The 23,876-nt window shown below is 68.3% G+C and carries 21 protein-coding genes and 1 riboswitch; of the genes, 9 read left to right on the top strand and 12 right to left on the bottom strand.

Annotated elements, in window-relative coordinates:
- Positions 1 to 41: 41 nt before the first annotated feature.
- Complete coding sequence (locus H4O10_RS08905; RefSeq protein ID WP_049452556.1) at positions 42 to 680, bottom strand: NAD(P)H-binding protein; 639 nt, start codon at positions 678 to 680, stop codon at positions 42 to 44.
- A 108-nt stretch (positions 681 to 788) separates the two neighbouring features.
- Between H4O10_RS08905 and H4O10_RS08900 the strand changes: the two genes are divergently transcribed.
- The 3 genes from H4O10_RS08900 to gph all read left to right on the top strand — a co-directional run bounded on the left by H4O10_RS08900 (position 789) and on the right by gph (position 3,233).
- The gene (locus H4O10_RS08900) at positions 789 to 1,718 is read left to right on the top strand and encodes a LysR family transcriptional regulator (protein ID WP_049452555.1); all 930 of its coding nucleotides are present in this window, start codon (positions 789 to 791) and stop codon (positions 1,716 to 1,718) included.
- Positions 1,715 to 2,506: a class I SAM-dependent methyltransferase gene (locus H4O10_RS08895; protein WP_049452554.1), complete on the top strand. Its 792-nt coding sequence runs from the start codon at positions 1,715 to 1,717 to the stop codon at positions 2,504 to 2,506. Before H4O10_RS08900 ends, H4O10_RS08895 begins: the two co-directional genes overlap by 4 nt.
- Before the next feature lie 64 nt (positions 2,507 to 2,570).
- Entirely contained in the window at positions 2,571 to 3,233 is a 663-nt protein-coding gene (gene gph, locus H4O10_RS08890) for a phosphoglycolate phosphatase (protein ID WP_088470544.1), read from the top strand.
- Positions 3,234 to 3,341: 108 nt separating this feature from the next.
- Here gph and btuB read toward each other — a convergent pair whose 3' ends face one another.
- Positions 3,342 to 5,183: a TonB-dependent vitamin B12 receptor gene (gene btuB, locus H4O10_RS08885; RefSeq protein WP_049452552.1), complete on the bottom strand. Its 1,842-nt coding sequence runs from the start codon at positions 5,181 to 5,183 to the stop codon at positions 3,342 to 3,344.
- Positions 5,184 to 5,297: 114 nt separating this feature from the next.
- Positions 5,298 to 5,521: riboswitch (cobalamin riboswitch) on the bottom strand.
- Between the two features lie 143 nt (positions 5,522 to 5,664).
- On the opposite strand from btuB, the gene H4O10_RS08880 reads away from it, so the two are divergent.
- Complete coding sequence (locus H4O10_RS08880; protein WP_005407938.1) at positions 5,665 to 6,243, top strand: histidine phosphatase family protein; 579 nt, start codon at positions 5,665 to 5,667, stop codon at positions 6,241 to 6,243.
- Between the two features lie 91 nt (positions 6,244 to 6,334).
- Here the strand turns inward: H4O10_RS08880 and H4O10_RS08875 are convergent, their stop codons facing one another.
- Complete coding sequence (locus tag H4O10_RS08875; RefSeq protein WP_005407939.1) at positions 6,335 to 6,697, bottom strand: TfoX/Sxy family protein; 363 nt, start codon at positions 6,695 to 6,697, stop codon at positions 6,335 to 6,337.
- Entirely contained in the window at positions 6,694 to 7,176 is a 483-nt protein-coding gene (locus H4O10_RS08870; RefSeq protein WP_005407940.1) for a GAF domain-containing protein, read from the bottom strand. The genes H4O10_RS08875 and H4O10_RS08870 overlap by 4 nt, the downstream gene beginning before the upstream one ends.
- Positions 7,177 to 7,244: 68 nt before the next feature.
- Here H4O10_RS08870 and bioD point away from each other — a divergent pair, with 68 nt between their 5' ends.
- On the top strand, positions 7,245 to 7,928 hold the full coding sequence (bioD, locus tag H4O10_RS08865; protein WP_049452550.1) for a dethiobiotin synthase: 684 nt from the start codon (positions 7,245 to 7,247) through the stop codon (positions 7,926 to 7,928).
- A 75-nt stretch (positions 7,929 to 8,003) separates the two neighbouring features.
- On the opposite strand, the gene H4O10_RS08860 is transcribed toward bioD, so the two are convergent.
- From H4O10_RS08860 to msrB, 4 genes are all read right to left on the bottom strand, one after another.
- Positions 8,004 to 9,452 (bottom strand): PLP-dependent aminotransferase family protein, encoded by a 1,449-nt coding sequence (locus tag H4O10_RS08860; protein ID WP_088470545.1) that lies wholly within the window; start codon positions 9,450 to 9,452, stop codon positions 8,004 to 8,006.
- A 255-nt stretch (positions 9,453 to 9,707) separates the two neighbouring features.
- A complete protein-coding gene (msrA, locus tag H4O10_RS08855) occupies positions 9,708 to 10,445 on the bottom strand; it encodes a peptide-methionine (S)-S-oxide reductase MsrA (RefSeq protein WP_049452116.1) in 738 nt (245 codons plus the stop codon).
- A gap of 14 nt (positions 10,446 to 10,459) precedes the next feature.
- Positions 10,460 to 12,229, bottom strand: a complete 1,770-nt coding sequence (locus H4O10_RS08850) for a cytochrome c biogenesis protein DipZ (protein ID WP_049452117.1) — start codon at positions 12,227 to 12,229, stop codon at positions 10,460 to 10,462.
- Positions 12,230 to 12,231: 2 nt separating this feature from the next.
- Entirely contained in the window at positions 12,232 to 12,807 is a 576-nt protein-coding gene (gene msrB, locus H4O10_RS08845) for a peptide-methionine (R)-S-oxide reductase MsrB (RefSeq protein ID WP_033835409.1), read from the bottom strand.
- A 145-nt stretch (positions 12,808 to 12,952) separates the two neighbouring features.
- Between msrB and H4O10_RS08840 the strand changes: the two genes are divergently transcribed.
- Positions 12,953 to 13,672 (top strand): response regulator transcription factor, encoded by a 720-nt coding sequence (locus H4O10_RS08840; protein ID WP_005407947.1) that lies wholly within the window; start codon positions 12,953 to 12,955, stop codon positions 13,670 to 13,672.
- On the top strand, positions 13,669 to 15,138 hold the full coding sequence (locus tag H4O10_RS08835; protein ID WP_033835410.1) for a HAMP domain-containing sensor histidine kinase: 1,470 nt from the start codon (positions 13,669 to 13,671) through the stop codon (positions 15,136 to 15,138). Before H4O10_RS08840 ends, H4O10_RS08835 begins: the two co-directional genes overlap by 4 nt.
- On the opposite strand, the gene H4O10_RS08830 is transcribed toward H4O10_RS08835, so the two are convergent.
- Together H4O10_RS08830 and H4O10_RS08825 are read right to left on the bottom strand one after the other, a co-directional pair.
- A complete protein-coding gene (locus H4O10_RS08830; RefSeq protein ID WP_049452121.1) occupies positions 15,135 to 16,481 on the bottom strand; it encodes an ATP-binding protein in 1,347 nt (448 codons plus the stop codon). The two genes, H4O10_RS08835 and H4O10_RS08830, sit on opposite strands and share 4 nt — an antisense overlap.
- A complete protein-coding gene (locus H4O10_RS08825) occupies positions 16,478 to 17,167 on the bottom strand; it encodes a winged helix-turn-helix domain-containing protein (protein ID WP_049452118.1) in 690 nt (229 codons plus the stop codon). Before H4O10_RS08825 ends, H4O10_RS08830 begins: the two co-directional genes overlap by 4 nt.
- Before the next feature lie 350 nt (positions 17,168 to 17,517).
- On the opposite strand from H4O10_RS08825, the gene asnB reads away from it, so the two are divergent.
- Positions 17,518 to 19,419, top strand: a complete 1,902-nt coding sequence (asnB, locus tag H4O10_RS08820; protein ID WP_049452119.1) for an asparagine synthase (glutamine-hydrolyzing) — start codon at positions 17,518 to 17,520, stop codon at positions 19,417 to 19,419.
- A 769-nt stretch (positions 19,420 to 20,188) separates the two neighbouring features.
- Here the strand turns inward: asnB and H4O10_RS08815 are convergent.
- Positions 20,189 to 20,536, bottom strand: coding sequence for a phasin family protein (locus H4O10_RS08815; RefSeq protein WP_033835413.1), 348 nt, complete (start codon positions 20,534 to 20,536; stop codon positions 20,189 to 20,191).
- 116 nt (positions 20,537 to 20,652) lie between these two features.
- Positions 20,653 to 21,015: a 6-carboxytetrahydropterin synthase QueD gene (queD, locus tag H4O10_RS08810; protein WP_033835414.1), complete on the bottom strand. Its 363-nt coding sequence runs from the start codon at positions 21,013 to 21,015 to the stop codon at positions 20,653 to 20,655.
- A gap of 192 nt (positions 21,016 to 21,207) precedes the next feature.
- Here queD and H4O10_RS08805 point away from each other — a divergent pair, with 192 nt between their 5' ends.
- Positions 21,208 to 23,847 (top strand): TonB-dependent receptor, encoded by a 2,640-nt coding sequence (locus H4O10_RS08805; RefSeq protein WP_024957081.1) that lies wholly within the window; start codon positions 21,208 to 21,210, stop codon positions 23,845 to 23,847.
- Positions 23,848 to 23,876: the final 29 nt, after the last annotated feature.

Below are 23,876 nucleotides of genomic sequence, written 5' to 3'. Positions count from 1 at the left end.
CTCCTGCCGTTGCCTTCGGCTCTACAGGGCACGCGCGTCGATCAGTACGCCGCGGTGATGATCTGCTTCGGGTACTGCTGCGCTTCCAGCTCGGCGACGAACGCGGCGCCGTAGTCGGCGTAGCTGATGCGGCTGTGGCCGCTGGCATCAGCGAGGAAGGCCTTGGGCTGCACGCGGTACTGGCCGCGCTCTTCGCCCGGGCCGATTTCGGCGGCCGGCGAGAAGAAGGTCCAGTCCAGGTCGTCCACCGCCTGCAGGCGATTGAAGGCTTCACGATGGGCCAGCGCGTACGGCTTGTAGGCCTCCGGGAAGTTGGGGGTATCGACCAGCTGCACGCCCGGCGCGACTTCCAGGCTGCCGGCGCCACCGACCACCACCAGGCGCGGTACACCGGCCTTGCGCGCGGCGGCGGCCAGCTGTGCAGCCACGTCGCCGACGCGGCCGATGTCATCGCCCGGACGCGGGCCATAGGCGCTGGCCAGCACGTTGTGGCCGGCGATGGCGGCGACCAGGGCATCCTGGTCATCCAGCGGGGCGATCACCGGATGGGCACCGGCCAGTTCGGCCGGAAGATCCTGCGCGCTGCGCACGATGACGGTGAGTTCGTGGCCGTTGGCCAGCGCGTGGCGGGCGATCTGGCGGCCGATGTTGCCGGTGGAACCAACGAGGGCGATCTTCATGGCAGGACTCCGTGGGGTGGTATGGGGTGGGAATGGCGCCACTCTAGGCCGCTGAAGTCGCTCGAAAAACAGCGTATAACGCGCTTGTTTGTTGCATGGATCGAGCATATGGACCGATTGACCGCCATGACCGTGTTCGTCGAGGTGGCCGAGCGCGGCAGCCTCACCGCCGCCGCCGAGGTGCTGGACATGTCACGGGCGATGGTCACCCGCTACCTCGCCGAGGTCGAGGGTTGGCTGGGCGCGCGCCTGCTGCACCGGACCACGCGCCGGGTCAGCCTGACCGGCCCCGGCGAGGCGGCGCTGGTGCGCTTCCGGCAGATGCTGGCCATCGGCGAGGAACTGCACGGTGAGCTGGCCAGCGACGATCCCGAACCGCACGGCACGTTGCGGGTGACCGCCAGCGTGTCGTTCGGGCAGAGCCACCTGGCGCGGGCGGTGGCCGCTTTTGTCGCACGCCATCCGGCGGCGCGCATCGAACTGCTGCTGGTCGACCGCATGGTGAACCTGGTGGAAGAGCGGGTGGACCTTGCTGTGCGCATCGCCCGCCAGATCGATCCCAGTCTGATCGCACGACGGCTGGCCACCTGCCGCTCGGTGCTGTGCGCGACGCCGTCGTACCTGCACGCGCGCGGTACGCCTACCGCACCGGAACACCTGGCCGCGCACAACTGCCTGACCCATCACTACGTGGGCAAGAGCCTGTGGCAGCTGCACCGCGATGGCCGTTCGCTGTCGGTGGCGGTGGGCGGCAACATCAGCGCCAACGAAGCCTCGCTGTTGCTGGAAGCGGTGCGTGCCGGCGCCGGCATCGCGATGCTGCCGACCTACCAGGTGGCGCCGCTGCTGCGCAGTGGCGAGCTGATCGAACTGCTGCCCGAATTCAGTCTGGACGAACTCGGCATTCATGCCGTGTACGCATCACGGCGCCAGCAGCCCGCTATCATGCGGCGATTCCTGGATTTCCTGGGCGAGTGTTTCGCCAGCCCGGCCTTCCAGGATCTGGATTGGCGCCCACCGGGCAAGGAGAACACATGAACCATGGACAGGCCTTGATCGACCACAACCGTGCTGCCTGGGACCGCCAGGCCAGCGAAGTGCGCGAATGGTCGCGCCCGGTGGAAAGCTCAACGATTGCCGCCGCGCGCGATGGCCGCTGGCAGGTGCACCTGACCCCGCGCGCGCTGCCGCTGGACTGGCTGGGTGATGTGCGCGGCCGCCGCATCCTGTGCCTGGCCTCGGGCGGTGGCCAGCAGGCCCCGGTGCTGGCGGCGGCCGGGGCCGACGTCACTGTGTTCGATCTGTCCGATGGGCAGCTGGAACAGGACCGCAGCGTGGCGGCGCGCGACGGCCTGCAGCTGCGCACCGTGCAGGGCGACATGCGCGATCTGCACGCCTTCGCCAACGACAGCTTTGATGTGGTCTTCCACCCGATCTCCAACCTGTACGTGCCCGACGTCCGGCCGGTGTGGACCGAATGCCGCCGCGTGCTGGCGCGCGATGGCATGCTGATGGCCAGCTTCTACAACCCGGTGCTGTTCGTCGGTGCACGCGATCCGCAGCTGGATGCACAGGGCCTGATCCGGCCGCAGTACGCCATTCCCTATTCGGATCTGGAAGACCTGCCACCGGCCGAGCGCGAGGCGAAACTGGCGCGGGGCGATGCGCTGACCTTCGGCCACAGCCTGACCGAACTGATCGGTGGCCAGCTCGATGCCGGCTTCGTCATCGATCGCTTCATGGAAGACTGGCAGCCGCAGCCGCGCTTCCTGATCGACCGTTACCTGCCCACGTTCCTGGCCACGCGCGCGCGCCGGATCGGTTGAGGCAGGCCTGCCCAAAATACTGCGGCGTACAATGGACGGCCCCACGTCATGCAGGTGCAGTCCCTTGCCGTATCCGTATCCGCTGGTCGTGTTCGACCTCGATGGCACGCTGGTCGACAGCGCTGCCGATATTGCCGAAGCGCTGAACCGCACGCTGGAAGACATCGGCGTGGCGCGCGTGCCGGAAGCCACCGTGCTGGGCTGGATCGGTGACGGTGTGCGTCGTCTGGTCGAGCAGGCGGTGCAGGCCGCCGGCCGCGAGGTGGACCTGGCCGAGGTGATGCCGGTGTTCATGGTGCACTACCGTGAGTGCCTGCTGCGCAGCCCGCGGCTGTTCGATGGCGTGGGCGAAGCGCTGGCGCAACTGCGTGCGCGCAACGTGCCACTGGCGATCTGTACCAACAAGCCTGAAGCACTGGTGCCGCCGCTGCTGCAGCACCTGGGTATCGGTGATGCATTCGCGCTGGTACTGGGGGGGGATTCGCTGCCGCAGCGCAAGCCCAGTGGCGAGCCACTGCGGCACATCGCCGCGCACTTCGGGCTGCCGGTGGAGTCCTGCCTGATGGTGGGTGATTCGTTGACCGACTACCGCGCCGCCGAAGAGGCCGGCATGCCGATCGCGCTGGTGCGCTACGGCTATCCGCGCGGCTTGGACCTGGCCACCGCGCATGCGGTGGCGGTGATCGACGACCTGCGTGAACTGCCGGGGTTGGCCGCCGGCCGATAAGCCGGCCAACGCAATGGGTAGTGCCGGCCGCTGGCCGGCAACCCGGGATGCGTTGCCGAAGGTCATGATGTTGCCGGCCAGTGGCCGGCACTACCATGAACGTTGCGCTCACTTCGGCTGGTAACGCACGCTCAACTGGTACTCGCGGCCGGGCTGGTTGAACCATGCCACCGTTTCGTAGCGACGGTCGAAGACGTTGGCGGCACGTGCCAGCAGCGACCACGATGGCGTCAGTGCGTATTCGGCGCGAACATCCAGCGTACCGTAGCCGCCCACCTTCACCGCATTCGAGGCATCATCGTAGCGCTTGCCGGCACCCTGCACGGTCAGGCCTGCGCGGAAATCGCCGAAGCGACGGTCGATGTCCAGGCGCGCGGTCTGCTGCGCGCGGCGTGGCAGCCAGTTGTCGAACTGGGTGCTGCCGCCGGTGCGGTTGCGCGGGTCGGTGTAGCTCAGCTGCGCGTTGATGTCGAAGCCGGCCAGCAGCACGCCACCGGTCAGCTCGGCACCGCGGATGCGGGCCTTCTCCACCTGCTGCATCTTGAAGGTTGCCGCATCGTAGGTGATCAGGTCATCGATGCGGGTTTCATACACGTCCAGGCCCCAGTGCCAGCCCTGGCCCTGCTGCGAAACGCCGAGGTTGGCGCTCTTGGACTTCTCCGGCTTCAACGTCGGCACGCCGCTCCACGGGTCGTACAGATCGCTGAAGGTCGGTGCCTTGAACGCCGTGCCATAGCTGGCGTTGAGGCGCAGGCCGTGGCCCAGCTCCATCGCCCAGCCAACGCTGCCGGTGGCGTGGTTGCCGAACTGCTGGTTGTCGTCGTTGCGTGCGCTGGCCTGCAGCTGGTGGCGGCCGAAGCGGCCCTGGTACTGCACGAATACGCCGGTGTTGCGGCGGCTGTCGACCAGGTAACCCGCGCTGCTGCCATCCAGGTTGTCTTCGCTCCAGTCCACGCCTGCGCTCAGCAGCTGGCCCTCGGCCACGCCGAAATCGCCCTGCAGGGAGGCGCTGTCGCGGTGGGTCTGTGCGCTGCCACGTGCACCGAAGTCGCCGAAGTTGTCCGACTCGTTGTCACTGCGCCCGACGTTTGCGGTGAATGCCAGGCGCTCGGACGGGGTGTAGCGCACCTTGCCGGCCAGCACCTGCTGGCGGGTTTCCGAATAGTTGTAGTAACCGTCGTAATGGTTCTTGCCGTCGGCGCGCAGGGCGCTGCTTTCCACGTTCCACTGGTCGTTGAAGGTGTAGCCACCGCGCAGGCTCTTGGACAGGTTGCGGTAACCGTCGCGGTCGGGCTCGTCGGCGAAGCAGCCGGTGAACAGCGTGGCCGAGCCGCGGCAGGCATCGATGCCGTCGGAATGCTGGTAGGCGATGTCGGCACCGAACCAGCCGCGTTCGGTACCGCCGCCAATGCCACCGCTGGCTTCACGCAGGCCGTTGCTGCCACCGCCAAGCTGGAAGTGCGGGGCGAAATCGCCCTGGTTGCGGCGGGTGAAGATCTGGATCACGCCACCGATGGCGTCGGCGCCGTACAAGCTCGACTGCGGGCCGCGCACGATTTCCACGCGCTCGATCTGCGCCAGCGGCAGGTCCTGGTACATGGCCAGGCCGAGGTCGGCGCTGTTGATGCGCACGCCGTCCACCAGCACTACGGTGTGGCCGGAATTGGTACCGCGCAGGAACAGCGAGCTCTGCTTGCCGAGGCCGCCGGCATTGGCCAGGTTGATGCCGGCGCGACCGCGCAGCAGTTCCTGCAGCGAAGTGGCCTGGCTGGATTCGATCTGGGCGCGGTCGATCACCTGCGCCGGCGCGATGCTGTCCTGCAGGGCGATCGGGGTGCGGGTGGCAGTGACCAGGATCTGGTCGAGCGCGGTGGTGTCATTGGCGGCCTGGGCCAGCGGGGGCAGGGCGGCCAGCACGGCCAGGGACAGCATTCGGGACTGCAGCTTCATGGGGGACTCCAAGTGCCACGCACGCCCGCGTGGCGAAGGGGAGGAGCCGCGAAGGCAGGCGTGCGCCGATGCCGCAGCGCACGCCACGGTCATCCAGCGCCATGCCCACCGCATCGCGACCTGAGGCTTCCGGGCCGGTCTCCGGGCTTGCCGCCGGGTGGCGCGAGGCCACCGTCCAGGCGCCTTCCCATGCCTGCGGCACAGTGGCGGTGTTGCCTGGAACTGACGTGCTTACCGTTGCGGGGGCAGCGCCGGCCTGGCGTGGAATCACGCGTCACCGGCTTCCCGTTTCAACCTGCCGGCCATGGCCGCAGGTCACCTGGAAGTGGGCGCAGTCTACGGCATCGCAGGCCGTCCCGTTGCGTCGCGCCTGCGCGACTGCCTTTGCTGTGCCTTTAGAATGGTTGCTCGATCCCGTGGTGCCGTTGCCGATGTCCGCCCGTTTTCCGCTTTACCTGCGTCGCCCGTCCGGGACGCCCGCATGATCCTCGACCTGGTCCGCCATGCCGGCAATGGCCGTGACGAGTTCCTTGATGGCCGCAGCGACCCACCGCAGCTGGCCGGGCTGCCGCAGGAGCTGGTCGAGGCCTATGCCGGGCAACGCTGGGAGCGGGTGATCAGTTCACCGCGGTTGCGCGCGCTGCATACGGCGATGGCCCTGGCCACGCCGCGTGGGCTGGACGTGGAAGCGGACGAGGAATGGGAAGAGCTGGACTTCGGCGATTGGGACGGGCGGTCGCTGTTCGACTTGCCGGAGGATGCACTGGCGGCCTTCCATGCCGACCCGCACGCGTTCCCGCCGCCCAATGGCGAGAGCTGGGGCCACTTCGAGCGGCGCATCGCGCGCGCGCTGGATCGCCTGCTCGATGATGACGATCCGGTGCCGACGCTGGTGGTCAGCCATGGCGGCCCGTTGCGCATGGTGCTGTCGCAGGTCTGCGGCCTGCCCATGTCGCTGTGCTGGGCGCTGCGTATCGACCACGGCACGCGCCTGCGGGTGTGGCTGGAGCGCGGCGAGATCGGGCTGGTGGGTGAGCTGCTGGAGCTGCAGCAGCCCTGAGCGCACTCGCCGGGCATGGCCCGGCGCTACCGATCCCGCATCACACTGGTAGTGCCGGCCGCTGGCCGGCATCCCCAGGAACGCGGAGGCCTCAATCCTCGTCCGCGCCCTCGGCCACGCTGTCCTCAGCATCATCGTCGGCATCGAAGCGCTGCTCATGCACCGGGCCCGATGCCGGGCCGGCTGCCTTCAGCGGATGCGCAGCGATGCGTGCTTCGTAATCCTGCACCAGTGCTTCACGCTGTGGCTCGCTCAGCTCCTGCCAATGGCAGTCCAGCAACGCGCCTTCCAGCGAGTACAGCAGGTTCAGGCTGGGCTTGAAGCCGGCGCGCTTGACCTTGACGAAGGCGCCGACGGCTCCGATCGCGACCAGGTCGTCGCGGCTGCGCAGGCCGACCTGGCGCAGCCACGCCGCACTTTTCGGGCCGATGTTGCGCAGCTTCGGTGCGCTCATCCCAGCGCCTCGACGAACACGCGGGCGATGGCTTCCAGGCCAGCCTGGTCGTCGGCATCGAAGCGGCCGACCTTCGGGCTGTCGATGTCGAACACGCCGATCAGTTCATCGCCGCGCAGCAGCGGCACCACCAGTTCCGAGCGCGAGGCCGAATCGCAGGCGATGTGGCCGGGGAAGGCGTCGACGTCCTCTACGCGCTGGGTCACGCGCTGGCTGGCGGCGGCACCGCACACGCCCTTGTCCAGCGGGATGCGCACGCAGGCCGGCAGGCCCTGGAACGGGCCAACCACCAGTTCCTTGCCGTCGTACAGGTAGAAGCCCACCCAGTTCAGGTCGGGCAGGGCGTGGTAGACCAGGGCCGAGAGGTTGGCCGCGTTGGCGATGCGGTCGGACTCGGCGTAGACCAGGCCACGGGCCTGTTCCAGCAGCTGGGCGTATTGTTCCGGCTTGCTGCCGGTGAGCGAGGCATTGGCGAACATGCCAGCAGTCTAGCAAGCGTGCCGGGCCAGCGATAATGCACACACTGTTGCCCTGTTGGAGCCCGTCGATGCCGTTGCCCGCCACGCTGCCGCCCGCCCTGTTCGTCACCGGCACCGATACCGAGATCGGCAAGACCGCGGCCAGCACCGCGCTGCTGCACGCACTGCGCCGGCGCGGCCTGCGCGCGGTGGGCATGAAGCCGGTGGCCAGCGGCAGCGAAGACCTGGGCCAGGGCCTGCGCAACGAAGACGCATTGGCGCTGCAGGCGGCCAGCTGGCCGGTACCGGACTATGCCGATCTGAACCCGTATGCGTTGCGCCAGCCGCTGGCACCGGAGCTGGCCGCTGCCGAGGACGGCGTGCAGGTGGAGCTGGCGCCGATCGTGGCAGCGTTCGAGCGGCTGCGCGCGCAGGCCGATGTCGTGGTGGTGGAGGGTGTTGGCGGTTGGCTGGCACCGGTCTCGGCCACGCTCGACCAGCTCGACCTGGTGCGCGCATTGCGGTTGCCGGTGTTGCTGGTGGTGGGCATGCGGCTGGGCTGCGTCAACCACGCGCGACTGACCGCGCAGTCGTTGCAGGCCGATGGGGTGGAGTGCCTGGGCTGGATCGGCAACCACATCGACCCGGCGATGCAGCGCCAGGATGAGAACATCGCAACGCTGCAGCAGCGCCTGCCGATGCCGTGCTGGGGGCGGCTGCCACATCTGCCGGGAGCGGATGGCCAGATCCTGAGCACGCATCTGCTCGATTGACCTGGGGTAGTGCCGGCCGCTGGCCGGCAACCTCGATGTATCCACCTGCGTGCAGTTGCCGGCCAGCGGCCGGCACTACCGTGCTGCGGCCGCCAGCTCCCGCGCGATCGCACCCAACCGCTCCACCGCGCCGATGAAGCGTGCATCCAGCGTCTGGCAGCACGACAGCCGCAGGCAATGGCGATACCGCGCGCCGCGTGAATACACCTGGCCGGGCATGAACACGATGTCCTCCTGCAGTGCACGCTCGAACAGCTCGCGCGTGTCCACGCCCGGCAGTTCCAGCCACAGCAGGAAGCCACCCTGCGGTTCGGTGGCGCGGGTGCCGGCCGGGAAGTGTTCGGCCACCAGCTGGCGCAGCCGTCCGACCTGTTCGCGGTACAGCCGGCGCATGCGATGCAGATGGTGCTCGTAGCTGCCCGCTTCCAGATAGGCCGCCACCGCGTCGCCCAGCAGCTGCGGCTCGCCGCCGGTGGACTGGAATTTCAGCAGCGCGATGCGCTCGGCGAAGCGGCCGCCATCGAGCCAGCCGATGCGGTAATCCGGCGCCAGCGTCTTGGAAAAGCCGCCGACCACCATCACCCAGCCATCGCGATCGAAGGCCTTCAGGAGCGGTGCCGGCGGTTCGCAGAACTGCAGTTCTGCATACACCGCATCTTCGATCAGCGGCAGCTGGCGTGCGTTGACCAGTTCGGCCAGGCGTTGCTTGGCGGTGGTCGGCATGGTGCAGCCGAGCGGGTTGTGCACGGTCGGCATCACCACCAGTGCGGCCAGCGGCGTGTGCTCCAGCAGCGCATCCAGCGCATCCACATCCAGGCCGAGCTGCGGGTGGGTGGGCAGTTCGATGGCCTGCAGGCCGAGGTTGGCCAGCAACGGGTAGAGGTTGAAGTAGGACGGCGCCTCGATGCCGACCGCATCACCGGGCTGGGTGACTGCACGCAGCGCCAGCTGCAGGCCTTCCATCGCACCGTGGGTCAGCAGCAGGCGTTCGCTGTGGGTATGCAGGCCCATGCGCGGGCCGCGGCGCACGATCTGCGCCAGCAGCCGTGGCGAGCCGTTGGGGCGTGCGTAGGTCTCCACGGTCTGCTGGCCATGGCGCAGTACCTGCGCCGTGTGCTTGGCCAGCTGCGCGCCGGGGTAGAACTGGCGACCGCGCGGGCCGGCAAAGGCCAGGTCGATCACGCCGGGGCGGCGCTGTGCTTCCAGCACGCGGGCCATCAGTACCTGCTGCAGCGGCGCGGTGGGCGCAGAAGGTGTGTCGCGCAGCGAACGTTCCGGCACCGACAGCCGCGGCGCGACCTCGAAGCCGGCCTTGGGCCGCGGAATGACCAGACCAGCGTCTTCCAGCTGGCGGTAGGCGGCGATCACCGTGTTCAGGCTGAGCCTGCGCTGCAGGGCCATCTGCCGCAGCGAGGGCAGGCGGCTGCCTACCGGAAGGCGTCCGCCGTGGATGGCCTCGGCCAGTTCGTCGGACAGCCGTTGGTAGCGGGGGGGGATCATTGCGCTCTGATCATCTGTATCCATCGAGTTTCCCGCCATCTGGTGCTGTACCCATGATGACGGCGAGCCTAGCATGTCGTTGTCGGCCGGGCCTGATCGGGGCACGGCCGGTACTTTCCAAGCGCACGGCTGGATGGCCGTGCGTCTTTTTTTGGTAGTGCCGGCCGCTGGCCGGCAATCCCTGGAACCGCAAGAGCCGGCCAGCGGCCGGCACTACCCGGGGCGTTACCGCATCGGCAGGAGCCGCACCGAGCGCCAGCCGGCCCCACGGAAATGCCGTCAGCGCATCGGCACCAGCGCTGCATCGCGCCGGTACAACGCCGGGAACTGCCTGCCCAAGGCGGCCAGCTTCGGCGCGTCGTAGTAGCGGATGTAGGCGGCCTGCGGGTAATTGGTCATGTAGTTCTGGTGGTAGCTCTCGGCCGGGTAGAAGCGCTGGCCGCTGACCAGCTGGGTGACGATCGGCGCGCGGAAGCTGCCGGCCTGGCCGAGCTGGGCGATGTAGGCGCGGCTGGCCGCCTGCTGGCGGGCGTCGTCAGTGAAGATCGCCGACCGGTACTGGCTGCCGTGGTCGGGCCCCTGGCGGTTGAGCTGGGTCGGGTCGTGCACCACCGAGAAGAACACCTGCATCAACTGCCCATAGCTGACCTGGCGTGGGTCGTAGTCGACCTTCACCGCTTCGGCATGACCGGTCTGACCGCTGCTGACCCGCTCATAGCGGGCATTGGCAGCGCTGCCACCGATGTAGCCGGACACCGCATTACTCACGCCTTTGACATGCTGGAACACGCCCTGCACGCCCCAGAAGCAACCGCCGGCGAACACCACGCTGGCGTGGGTGGCGTCATCGCGGAACGCGGCATCGCCGCTGGGTGCTGGCAGCGCGCCGGTCTGCGCGCTGGCTTCGACCGGTGCCGCGATGGCGCCATGGTCAACCAGCAGCACGCCGGCGATGAGTGCCGTGGCCACCAGTCCGGCAACGCCAGCGGCAATGCCCTGCTCAAAGGAGAATTTCATCGTGTCCTCCCGGTTCAACCGAAGGTGAAGGCATAGGCCTGCACGCCCGCATCGAGGAATTCGATCTCGAAGCGGTGCGGGCTGACCGTGCCGCGTTGGCGCACCAGCTGGTAGAGGCGGTGCTCGTCGACCACGCCGCTGCCATCGGCGCCGACATCAGTGCCGGCATCGGTGGCGGGCAATGGCTTGCCATCCAGCAGGACGCGGAAGCGCACCGGCTTTCCTTCCTGGCCCGGTGCCAGCACCAGGTGCAGGTCGCGCGCATGGAACTGGAAGGCGATGCGGCCACCGGCCTGCTGCAGCTGCGCAGCCTCGTCGGTAACGGTCCAGCGTCCGGACAGGCCCCACTGGTTCAACGCCAGGGTGGCCGGCAATGTGTAGTCGAACGCGGCGTCGCTGCGCTGCCCACCGGGCGAGGCGAACTGCTCGGCACGGGCGTGGCCCAGATAGGTTTCCGGCGAGCGCAGATTGTCCATGTCGGCCTGCGCAGCCACGCCCTTCAGATCGGCGGCGGCCGGATCGGCCGGCGGCGGCAGGTTCGTCTGGCCGGCCTCGGTCAGCAAGCGACGGATCACCTGTTCCGAGCGCGCATAGTTGCCCTCGCCGAACTGGTGGCTGCGGATGTTGCCCTGCGCATCGACGAAGTACTGCGCCGGCCAGTAGCGGTTGTTGAACGCGCGCCAGATCGTGTACTGGTTGTCCAGCGCCACCGGGTACTCGACCTTCAGCTGCTGCACCGCCTTCATCACGTTGCGCGGGTCACGCTCGAAGGCGAATTCCGGGGTGTGCACGCCGATCACCACCAAGCCGTGGTCGCGATAACGGCGCTCCCATTCGTGCACGAACGGCATCGCGCGCAGGCAGTTGATGCACGAGTACGTCCAGAAATCGACCAGCACCACCTTGCCGCGCAGCTGCTGGGCCGTCAGCGGCGGGCTGTTGAGCCAGCCGGTGGCACCGTCCAGCGCGGGCAGGGTGCCTTCCACTGGCAGCGGTGCACTGGCACCCGCATCGGGGCCCGCCATCATCATCATCGACGGTGCTGCCGGCTGCGTGCCGGGTACCGCATCCAGCAGGCCTTGCTCGATGCGCGCGGTGCTGACCGCGGACAGGCGGGTCAGCAGGCCGGTATCCCAGCCCAGGCCGATCGCCACCACCGCCAGCAGTGCGGCCACGCCCAGTACCTTGCGCAGCACATCGCCGAGGCCGAGCCGCGCCTGCAGCGCGCGGAACACGCGGCCACCTACCCATACCGCCAGCGCCAGTGCGGTAATCGCGCCCAGTGCGTAGGCCAGCAGCAGCGTGCTGGTGCCGGCGCTGGCCCCGTGCAGCGCGGCACCGGTCAGCACCAGGCCGAGGATCGGCCCGGCGCAGGGTGCCCACAGCAGGCCGGTGGCGATGCCGATCAGCAGCGAGGTCCACGCACCGCCACGCCCCGCTGCGTCGGCCGCATCGGCACGCGCGCTCAAGCCGGCACCCACGCGCTGGAACGGCGCCAGCAGATGGTCGGCCAGTCGTGGCCAGAGCAATGCCAGTGCGAACAGCGCCATCAGCAGCAGGGCGATCCAGCGTCCGACCTGGTTGGCCTGTGCCACCCATTGGCTGCCCACCGCAGCCAGGCTGGCGACCACGGTGAAGGTGAGTGCCATGCCCAGCAGCAGCGGCAGCGTGCTGCGCAGGAAGGGGCGGTCGGCACGGGTGAACACGAACGGCAGCACCGGCAGGATGCAGGGACTGAGCAGGGTCAGCGCGCCCCCCAGGTAGGCAAGCAGCAACAGCAGCATCGTCAGGCTCCGGAAGCAGGGGAAGAACCGACCGGCACCCGCCAGCCATCGGCCGTACCGCCCTCAGCGGCACCGGGAACGAACACCATCGCCGCGCCGTTCATGCAGTAGCGAAGTCCGGTTGGGCGAGGCCCGTCGTTGAACACATGACCGAGGTGGCCACCGCAGCGGCGGCAGTGCACCTCCACCCGCAGCATGCCGAAGGTGACGTCGCGGTCTTCGCCGATGGCGTTGTGCAGTGGCGCCCAGAAGCTGGGCCAGCCGGTGCCGCTCTCGAACTTGGTGGAGGAGGAGAACAGCGGCAGCGCACAGCCGGCGCAGGCAAACGTGCCCTGCCGGTGTTCCCTGTTGAGCGGGCTGCTGTACGGGCGCTCGGTCGCCTGCTGGCGCAGCACTGCGTACTGCGCCGGGGTCAGGCGCTGGCGCCAGTCGGCATCGCTGCGCATGACCTCGAACTGTCGCGACGGGCGCGCTTCAGCGGCGGCCGGGGCGGCACGGCTGCAGGCCCCCAGGCCGAGCAGGCCGGCGGCGGTGGCAACACCGCCCAGGCCCAGCAGATGGCGTCGGGTAAGGGACATGGCGGACTCCGGGAAGGGGCGACGGGGCCATGCTGCGCCCGCCCGGGTCAACGAATCCTCACGCAGGATTCAATTTTTCGTGAGGTATCGGCGGCCATCCCGCGCCACAATGCAGCCAGCCTCCCCACTGGCCCCCGAGCTGCCGATGTCCACCAAACGCGTGCTGATCGTTGAAGACGATGCCCACATCGCCGACCTGCTGCGCATGCATCTGGGCGATGAGGGCTACGACGTCGCCCATGCCGCCAGCGGCGATGCCGGCCTGCGCCTGCTCGAGCAGGAAGGGCCATGGGATGCGCTGGTGCTGGACGTGATGCTGCCCGGCGTGGACGGCCTGCAGGTTTGCCAGCGTGCACGCGCAATGGCGCGCTATGTGCCGATCATCATCATCAGTGCGCGTGGCAGCGAAACGCAGCGCATCGTCGGCCTGGAACTGGGTGCGGATGATTACCTGGCCAAGCCCTTCTCGATGCCGGAACTGGTGGCCCGTGTGCGTGCGCTGCTGCGCCGGGCCGAGGCGATGGCGCAGAGCGCGCGCATCGATGCCGGCGCGATCGAGCTGGGCGGTCTGCAGCTGGATCCGGTCGCGCGTACCGCCTCGGTGGATGGCAACGCACTGGAGCTGACCCCGCGCGAGTTCGACCTGCTGCTGTTCTTCGCCCGTCATCCGGACCAGGTGTTCGCGCGCATGGAACTGCTCAACCAGGTCTGGGGCTACCAGCACGATGGCTACGAGCACACGGTCAACACCCACATCAATCGCCTCCGCAGCAAGATCGAGCCGGACCCGGCCAATCCACGGCGGCTGCTGACGGTGTGGGGCCGTGGCTACAAGCTGGTCGATCCTGCCGGGGCGGCGGCATGATCAAGCCGAACCTGTGGCAGAAGCTGGCGGCGGTGATCGCTGCGCTGATGCTGATGTGCTGCATGGCGTTGCTGGCACTGCAGATGCGCGCCAACACCCGCCACGAGCAGGAAGTGGTGCAGCGGTTGTCGCTGGGCCTGGCCGAGCACATTGCCCAGCGCAGCGAACTGATGGACACCGGCGGCATGCGTGATGCCGCCGTGCGCGCGCTGTTCGGCCAGCTGATGGCGGTCAACCCCAGCGTCGAGGTCTACCTGCTGGACGACCAGGGCCGCATCCTCGGCCACGATGCGCCGACAGGCCATCTGGTGCGCAACCGGGTGGACGTGGCACCGCTGCGCCGGCTGCTGGCCGGTGCGCCGTTGCCGATCCTGGGCGATGACCCGCGCAGCACGGACGGCCGCAAGGTGTTCAGTGCCGCGCCGCTGATCGTGCAGGGTCGCCAGGCCGGTTATGTGTACGTGGTGCTGGTCGGCGAACACCGTCAGATGCTGTCCGACGACCTTGCCGCCGGCAGCCAGTGGAACACCACGCTGTGGTCGGTGATGCTGGTCGGCAGCCTGGGCCTGCTGGCCGGGCTGGTGGCCTTCTACTGGGTGACGCGCCCGCTGCGGCGGCTGACCCGGCGCATCCAGGCCTTTGACATCGACGCACCCACGCCGTTGCCGCCGCCGGAGCCGTTGCGCGCCGGTGAGCGCGACGAGCTGGTGATCCTCGAGCACGCACACGCGCAGATGGCGCAGCGGCTGGGCGAGCAGTGGCAGCAGCTGCGCCAGCAGGACCTGCAGCGCCGCGAGCTGGTCGCCAACATCTCGCATGACCTGCGCACGCCGTTGTCGTCGCTGCACGGCTATCTGGAAACGCTGGCGCTGAAGGACGCCACGCTGTCGCCGGACGAGCGCCGCCGCTACCTCGGTATCGCGCTGGCGCAGAGCGCCAAGGTTGGCCGGCTTGCGCGTGCGCTGTTCGAGCTGGCGCGGCTGGAACATGGCGAAGTGCGCCTGGAGTGGGAAGTGTTCGCATTGCCGGAGCTGCTGCAGGACGTGCTGCAGAAATTCGAGCTGGCGGCGCAGGCTCGCAACCAGTACCTGCACGCGGACTTCCCACCCGGCCTGCCGCTGGTGCGCGCCGATCTGGGCCTGGTCGAGCGGGTGCTGACCAACCTGCTCGACAACGCGCTGCGGCATGCGCCCGACGGTGGGCGGATCGAGGTGTGCCTGCGCGCGACGCCGGACAGCGTGGAGGTCAGCGTGGCCGATGATGGACCTGGTGTTGCCCCTGCACTGCGCACGCAGCTGTTCCAGGCACCGGCCGCGCTGGGCGCGCGACGTGGAGAGAACGGCGGGTTGGGCCTGCTGATCGTGCAGCGCATCGTGCAGTTGCACGGCCGCCGCATCGAACTGCGTGACAGCGAGCGCGGCGCGTTGTTCGCGTTTGCGTTGCCGCGTGCGGAACCAGCGGCCTAGCAGGCCGCATCGCACTCGACGGCAGCGCCGCTTTCCAGCGGCAGGTGCAGTCGGATGCAGGCACCACCCAGCTCCGAATCGGTTACTTCGACCAGGCCGCCATGCTTGTCGGCCACCACCTGCACCAGCGCCAGTCCGAGGCCGAAACCGGGGCTACCCGGATCCAGCCGCACATAGGGTTGCAGCACCTGGCCGCGCAGTTCGGGTGCGATGCCGGGGCCATCGTCCTCCACCTGCAGGCACAGCCTGCCGTCGTTGACCGTGCTGGCGATACGGATCTTCCGCCGCGCATAGCGCAGGGCATTGCCGAGCAGGTTGCGCAGTGCCAGTTCCAGCATGTGCCGGTTGACGTTGACTAGGCCCGCCGGCGACAGCACCTGCTGTACCGGCATCGGCAGCGGTGCGAACTGGGCCACCACGCCACGTACCAGTGCCGCCAGCTGCAGGCGCTGGCGGGTCAGCTGATGGCAGCGGCCGAGCGCGGCGTACTCGACGCCGGCATCGGTGAGGTGCTGCAGCCGATCGACATCAGTGCGCAGGCCGCCCAAGGCATCACGCTGGATCTCGTCCAGCGCGGTGTCCTCCAGGTCGGCCAGGCCGAAACGCATCCGCGCCAGCGGCGTGCGGACTTCGTGCGCCACTGCCTGCGCCAGCACGCGCTGGCTTTCCAGCAGCTGCTGCAGCTGCTCGGCCATGTGATTGAAGGCATTGGCCAGCGGCCGCACCAGCGCAGTGCCGGCGCGCGGCGCGCGGGTATCCAGCTGGCCGTCGCGCATCTGCCGGGCGGCCTGGGCCAGCTGCGAGACGTCGCGCCACAGGCGGTAGACCATCACGTACATCGGCAGCGCCACGGCCACCATCAGGATCAGCAGCAGGATCGCCACGCCTGACACTTCGCTGTCCTGCCAGCCCTCGTCAGGCAGCGCTTCGTCCAACGGCCCGAGCATCACCGCGTAGTCGCTGTCGCCGATCCGCTGCAGGCTGCGCATGTGCTCCAGGTCGATCTGCACCCGGCCGTTGCTGAAGGGGGGGCGCTGGCTGGCCGGCAGCGCCTTCATCGCCTCTGCCAACGGCACCATGCGCAGGGCATAGGCGAAGTCGGCGTCCAGTTCGCGCGCCAGCGTCGGCCACTGCTCGCGCGGGGTTTCGGCGAAGCGGTGCTGCAGCAGGGCATGGGTGCCACGCATTTCGGCCTGCAGTCCGGCTTCGGTGCGGTCTTCCAGCAGCGCATCCCAGGCCCACAGTCCCAGCACGATCAGCAACAGATGGGCAACCAGGAAGCCGATGCCGTAGCGGAGGAAGTGGAAGGCGTGGCCGCGCATCGCCGAGGGCGTACGCTTCATCCCCATGCCGAGCGGCTGAACAGGTAGCCGCGGCCCCGCACGGTCTTGATCCGTTCCGGCTGCTCCGGGTTGTCGCCCAGCTTGCGGCGCAGGCGCGAGATGCGGGCATCGATCGAACGGTCCAGGCCGTCGAAGGCGATCCCGCGCAGGCCGCGCAGCAGCGCATCGCGGTCCAGGATCTGGCCAGCATTGCTGGCCAGCAGGAACAGCAGGTCGAACTCGGCAGTGGTGAGCTCCAGCAGCGCGCCCTGCAGGTACACGTTGCGGGTGGACGGATCGATGCTCAGCTCGCCGAAGCGGAGGCTGCCGTCGCGTGGTTCGACCCGGCGGTGGCGGCGCAGGTGGGCGCGCAGGCGGGCCAGCAGCACCCGTGGTTCGATCGGCTTGCCGATGTAATCATCGGCGCCCAGTTCCAGTCCCAGCACCTGGTCGATGTTGTCGGTGCGGGCGGTCAGCACGCAGATGATGCCGTCATAGTGGGGCCGGATCTGCCGACACACTTCGAAACCATCCTGGTCGGGCAGGCCGACATCGAGCAGGACCAGGGCGGGCTTGTCGGCCAGGATCCGGGCCACCGCACGCTCACCGCTGCGCTCGTGGGCCACCTGGTAGCCATGCCGCTGCAGATAGTCGCTGACCATCGTACCCAGGCGGGCATCGTCTTCGACCAGTACGATATCCAGCATTTTCAAGGCCTCCGTGGACGCACACGTACCGCCACGGCACGAGCGCGGCGATGCTATCCCAGCCTTCGGGCCGCCCGGGTCCCGGGGGCGGGCGCCATTCAGCCGGGGTTGCTGGCGCACGGGCCGGGCCTCAGGCCTGGCAACAACTTGGCGTCCAGCATAGCCTGATGCTGTTACAAAACGTTACCTTCGTGATACGCACGGTGACCATCGCTGACAGCAAAGCGACTGACGCAGGGCCGGGTGCGGGCCGAGCATGGAGTCTCCTCCGCTCCGCGTGTCGCTCCCATGTCGCCCGCCGCCGCCTGCCTGCTGAACCCGTCCCGCCGCTGCCGCTGCGGAGGTGCCCGATGAGCGGCGTGGTCGGGGCCTGGCTGCCGCCCGCCGAGGACGAACACCTGCTGCAGCAGCTGGCGCCAATGCTGCGCGCCCTGCAGCAGCGCGGCCGGGGGCGCATCGGCTACTGGACCGACGCCGAGGCCGGCCTGGCGCTGGGCCACTGCCGGGCGCCAACCGATATGCCGTTGCAGCCCCTGAGTTCGGACTGTGGCCGTTACGTGCTGTGCCTGGATGGCCGGTTGTACAACCGGGCCGACCTGCAGTCGCAGCTGCGCGATCTGCCACGCAGCTGCAGCGATGCGCGGCTGCTGCTGCAGGCGATCATCGAGTGGGGCGTGGAACGGGCGCTTTCCCGCATCGAGGGCGCGTTCGGTTTCAGCGTATGGGACCGCGAGTCGCGCGAACTGTGGCTGGCCCGCGATCCGGTTGGCGAGCGGCCGCTGTACTACGGCTGGTACCAGGGCCGGTTCCTGTTCGCCTCGGAAATGAAGGCACTCCAGGCCTTTGCCGGTTTCGCCCCGAGCATCGACCAGGATGCGCTGAGCCTGCTGCTGCGCCACGACTACGTGCCGGCACCGCACACCATCTACCGCGGCATCCACAAGCTGGTGGCAGGCGCGATGCTGCGCATCGATCTGAATGACCATGCGGCTGGCGGCTCCAGCCAGGCCGCACAGGGTGGTTCACGCTACTGGTGCGCACGCGATGCGATGCAGAGCGCACTGCAGGAACCGCTGCAGCCGGCGCCGAGCCTCGAGCAGGCGACCGACCAGCTGGAAGCTGTGCTGCAGAAGGCCATCGCCGCACGCATGCATTCGCCGCTGGCCTGCGGCGCGTTCCTGTCCGGCGGCACCGATTCCTCGCTGGTGACGGCGATGATGCAGGCACAGTCGACCCTTCCGATCGAAGCGTGGACGGTTGGCTTCGACGATCCCGGCCATGACGAGAGCGATTGGGCCTCGCAGGTCGCGCGGCATCTGGGCGTGCAGCATCATCTGCACCGGATGGACGCGCGTCAGGGCCTGGATCTGCTGCAGCGGTTGCCGCAGGTCTGGTGCGAACCGTTCGCCGATGCCTCGCAGCTGCCGACCCTGCTGGCCAGCGAACTGCTGGGCGCGCGCAAGCCGGTGGCGCTGACCGGCGACGGCGGCGATGAACTGTTCTTCGGCCACCCCAGCTATGGCCGCGCGCTGCGCAATGCACGCCTGTGCGGTGGCCTGCCGGACTGGGTGCGTGATCTGGCGCGGCGCAGCGGCAACCGCATGAATGTCGAGCGCGGCCGCCTGGGCGGCTGGCGCGCACTGGTGGCGGAAGTCGCCGCCAACGACGTGGAAGGTCACTACCTGCAGCGCGTGACGCGCTGGCGGCAGCCGGCGCAGGTGGTGCTGGGTGCACGCGAGCCGATGACGATCTTCCAGCAGCAGGACACGGCGCTGCCGGCCGAGGCCCGCATCCAGCTGCTGGATTTCCGCATGGACCTGGCCGAGGGCATTCTCGCCAAGGTCGATCGCGCGGGCATGGCGGCGGGCGTGGAGACGCGCGCGCCGCTGCTGGACATGGAGGTGGTGCGGTTGGCCTGGCGCCTGCCGCAGCACCTGAAGTACCACGATGGGGAGCACAAGCGGACCCTCAAGCATCTGCTGGCACGCTATCTGCCGGAGCCGCTGGTGTATCGCCCCAAGCGCGGCTTCGGACCGCCGATGGCGCGCTGGTTGGCGGGCCCGCTGCGCGACTGGGCGGAGGCGTTGCTGGACCCGCAGCTGCTGCGCAACCAGGGCTGCTTCGATGCGGCACGCGTGCGCGGCATCTGGGAAGCGTTCCTGCGGGGTGAGCGCAAGTGGCACACGCACCTGTGGAACGTGCTGATGTTCCAGGCGTGGCACCAGCACTGGCACGTCAATCGCGGGCGTTGAAGTTGCTTCGCGGTGTGTTCTGCGCGGGGCAGGGCGTAGGCCCTTGCGTACGAATGTCCTCCGGCGCCGGCCGTTGGCCGTCACCTCCCCCTTTACTTCGTACGCAAGGGCCTACGCCCTGCGTTCGGAGTTCGTCGACGCCTCGTTGAAAGGCGCCGCGAGCGCTGCGCTTTTCCTTTCCTGCCGCAAGCCGAGCCTCGTCGGGGGCGGGCAGGGGGTTGGGCAAAGTAAAGGAGGAGGGGACGGCCAACGGCCGGCGCCGGGGGACATTTGCCCAGGCCCATGCCTGTCTCGGCGGGGCCCGTCAGTTCGCGGGGAATCGGGACGAAGACACGCGTGTGGCGGATTCATTCTGCGTGGCGCCGGGCGGATGCCCTTGCGTACGAATGTCCTCCGGCGCCGGCCGTTGGCCGTCACCTCCCCCTTTACTTCGTACGCAAGGGCATCCGCCCGGCGTTCGGAGTTTGTCGGCGCTTCCTTGAAAGGCGGCCGCGCGTGCTGCGCTTTCCTCACCGCACACCGAGCCTCGTCGGGGCGGGCAGGGGTTTGGGCAAAGTAAAGGAGGAGGTGACGGCCAACGGCCGGCGCCGGGGGACATTTGCCCAGGCCCCTGCCTGCCCCGACGGGGCCCTTCAGCTCGCAGAGACGTCGGGCGAAGACGCACTTCGGTATCCAAACGCCAGGCAAAAAAAAGACCCGGCAGAGGGAGGGATCTGCCGGGTCCGGATTGCGTGGGGGGAGGGACCCACGCAATGAGCGTTGCGTCGCGTCAGTGGTTGCTCGCGTCCGCCGTTGATTCGTTGTAGCCCTGCACCAGTTCGGACCAGGCCTTGCCGGCCTGCAGGCCGAGACCGACCACGTCCTGATGGGCCTGGCCCAGCCGCTGCAGGTTGTCCTGCCACAGCTGTGCGCCCTTGTTGAGCATCCCGGCCGTGTCGTCACTACGGGCCAGTTCACCCAACCAGCCGCCGGTCGCGGTCAGGTTGCGCTCCATCGCCTTCAGCTGCACGCCGAACATGCTTTCCGCGTTCTCCAACGCCAACCGGTTCGCGCGGGTTGCTGCGGCGGCGAGCTGGCGGGTTGCATCACTGAAGCGATCGCTGAAGGCGGCGGCCATGGGGCATCAGGGAGTGGCTTGATGCATTGCAGCATACGCTCTTGATGCCGCATTGCAACAAAAATAACAAAGGCGCCTAGGGTGCCTTTGAAAAACCTTTCAGATCAATGGGTTGATCAGGCCATCGGGCCCCGGTAGCGGCAGCCGGAGGTGCAGGTTTCGTGCACGGTGATCTCGCTCAGCGCCGGCAGGCTGGGCTTGAGTTCGTTCCAGATCCACACCGCCAGGTTCTCGCTGGTCGGGTTCTCCAGGCCGGGGATGTCATTGAGGTAGTGATGGTCCAGGCGGTCGTATATCGGCTGGAAGGCCGCCTTCACGTCGCCGAAGTCCATGATCCAGCCGGTCTGCGCCCCCGGCTCGCCCTCGACCTTCAGTTCCACCCGGAACGAGTGGCCATGCAGGCGCGCGCACTTGTGCCCCGGCGGCACGTTGGGGAGGCGGTGCGCCGCCTCGAGCATGAAGACTTTGAAGATTTCCATGGCGCGATTGTACGCCGCAGGTGGCCGGTCATCCTGAGCGGATGTTTGGCTTTCGTGAAGTAACTCTTTCCATCCGGATGAAGAGATGATAGTTTCTCTTATATCCGTATGAAGAGATGTTATTGGCCGGATCCCGGCCAGGCATGGACTACTGCGGAACTACGTCGCCCTTTCCACCTCCCCCACATCGTCATGCCCAAGCACACCCTGCTCGTGGCGGCCCTGGCCGTCGCTCTGGCCGCGCCTTTGTCCGCCGCCGCCGAAACCTCCGCCGATGCCAGTGGCGAAGCCAGTACCCTGGCCGCCGTGCGCGTCACCGGTTCCAACATCAAGCGCACCGATACCGAGGCCTCCAACCCAGTGCAGGTGATCGGCCGCCAACAGCTGGAACAGACCGGAAAGGCAACCGTGGCCGATGTGCTGCGTTCGATCTCGGCCAACACCGGCAACGCCAGCAACGAAACCACCAACAATGGTTGGGCGTCCGGCTCGGCCGGCATCGGCCTGCGTGGCCTGTCGCAGAAAAACACGCTGGTGCTGCTCAACGGCCGTCGCCTGGCCAACTACGGCTTCCCGGCCGGTGGCCTGTCCGACACCTTCGTCGATCTCAATGCGCTGCCGCTGGTCGCGGTCGAGCGCATTGAGGTGCTCAAGGACGGCGCCTCGGCGGTGTACGGCTCCGACGCCGTGGCCGGCGTGGTCAACATCATCACCCGGCAGAACTTCGAAGGCGCCGAGATCGGCGGCAGCTTCGGCGGTGCCGACCAGGGCGGCCTGCACGAGCAGAACCTGAAGTTCGTCGGCGGCCTGGGTGATCTCGACACCGATGGCTACAACATCCTCTTCAGCCTGCAGGGGTACAACCGCGAGCGCCTGGACCAGGACGAACGCAACCTGACCAGGAGCGGCATCTACACCGACAAGCCGGGTGGCCGCTGGAACGGCTGGTCGGCCAAGGGCGCGCGCTACCTGGTCAACGGCGTCTCGGTGCCGATGCTCGATGCCAACGGTAACTGCCCGACCGGCACCACCCGCGTCGCCAGCGCACCGATCGACGGCCTGGCCGGCGACACCTGCGGCTTCAACCAGGCACCGTTCACCACGCTGATCCCCTCGACCAAGCGCTACCAGGCCTACGCCAACGGTACGTTCCGCCTGAACGACAACGTCGAAGCGTTCGGCGAAGTGCTGTACAGCCAGATCAAGAGTGCCGCGTGGTTCGGCAGCAGCCCGTTCTTCACCCTGGAGAGCGGCCGCTTCGCACTGAACGCAAACAGCGGCCTGGCCGAGCCGGTGTCGTCGCTGCTGCCGGCCAACAATCCGTACAACCCGTACGGCCGCGCGATCCCGATCGAGTACACCTTCTTCGACCTGGGCGGCACGATCAAGACCAACCGTTCCACCGCCTACCGCGGCGTGTTCGGCCTGCGTGGCACCACCGCGTCGTGGGACTGGGAAGTGGCCGCGTTCGGTGCACGCAGCAGCGAGCGCGAGAGCGTGTCCGGTGGCTTCGCCAACCGCTGGGCGCTGGCCGACGCGCTGGCCACGGGCAGCTACAACCTGCTCAACCCGGCGGCCACGCCGCAGTCGGTGCGCGATTCGATCAACATCGCCACGCTGCGTCCGGCCGAATCCAAGCTGCAGGGTATCGATGCGAAGATTTCCGGCAGCCTGGGCCATACCTGGGCCGGCGAGATCGGCTTCGCTGCGGGTGCCGAGTGGCGCCGCGAGAAGCTCGACTCCAACAACCCGTGGCAGATCGATGCCGGCCTGCAGGTGCGCCCGGCCATTGCCGAAGTACACGGCAAGCGCCAGGTCAGTGCGGCCTACGCCGAAGTGAACGTGCCGCTGGCCTCGACGCTGGAGCTGTCCGCCGCCGCGCGCGCTGATCACTACGATGATTTCGGCGATGCGTTCTCGCCGAAGATCGGCCTGCGCTGGCAGCCGCTGGATGTCCTGCTGGTGCGTGCGTCGGCGTCGAAGGGCTTCCGTGCACCGTCGCTGTCGGAAAACTCCAACAGCACCAGCATCGCCTACGGCAGCGTGGTCGACCCGCGTGATCCGGACGTGCCGGGCTCGCGTCAGAACCCCACCTTCTTCACCGTCGGCAACAACGAACTCAAGCCGGAGCGCACCAGGAGCGTCAACTTCGGTGTGGTGCTGTCGCCGTGGGCCAACACCAACCTGAGCGTGGACTACTACCGCATCCAGCTGGACAACCTGGTCGGCACCAACAACACCCAGACCCTGGTCAACGACAACGTGGCCGGCGCCGTGCAGCGCGATGAGCGTGGCAAGCTGCAGGCGGTCTACAACCGCTACCAGAACCTGAGCGAGCTGAAGACCTCGGGCATCGATGTCGAGCTGCGCCAGCGCATCCCGACCGCGGCGCTGGGTGACTTCACAGTGTCCTCGGCCTACACCCACGTGCGCGACTACCGTCGCCCGACCGTGGTCGGTGGGCCGCTGGTCGACTACGCCGGCAGCAACCTGGGCGCGACCCTGCCCAAGGACAAGGCCACCACCACGCTGGACTGGAAGTACGGTGATTTCAACGCAGCCGTGACCTGGTACTACACCAGCAGCTACCGCCAGGAGGCCAGCACCGCCGCCAAAGCCGTGCAGCAGCGCGTCGGCAGCTACAGCCAGTACGACCTGTACCTCGCCTACACCGGCATCGACAAGCTGACCGTGTATGCCAAGGTGCAGAACCTGGCCGACAAGACGCCGCCGTACGACGCCTCGTTCCCGGGCATCCGCGCGCCGTACGACTTCAGCCAGTACGACCTGCGTGGCCGCTACTTCACGCTGGGCTTCGATTACCGCTTCTGATCCATCCGCCGCGGCCGGTCACCTGAGGG

It is taken from the genome of Stenotrophomonas sp. I18B00994 (assembly GCF_014145825.1).
Classification (GTDB): Bacteria; Pseudomonadota; Gammaproteobacteria; order Xanthomonadales; family Xanthomonadaceae; genus Stenotrophomonas; species Stenotrophomonas maltophilia.
The sequence above is the reverse complement of the archived record's forward strand: the minus strand, read 5'-3'. Positions and strand labels throughout refer to the sequence as shown.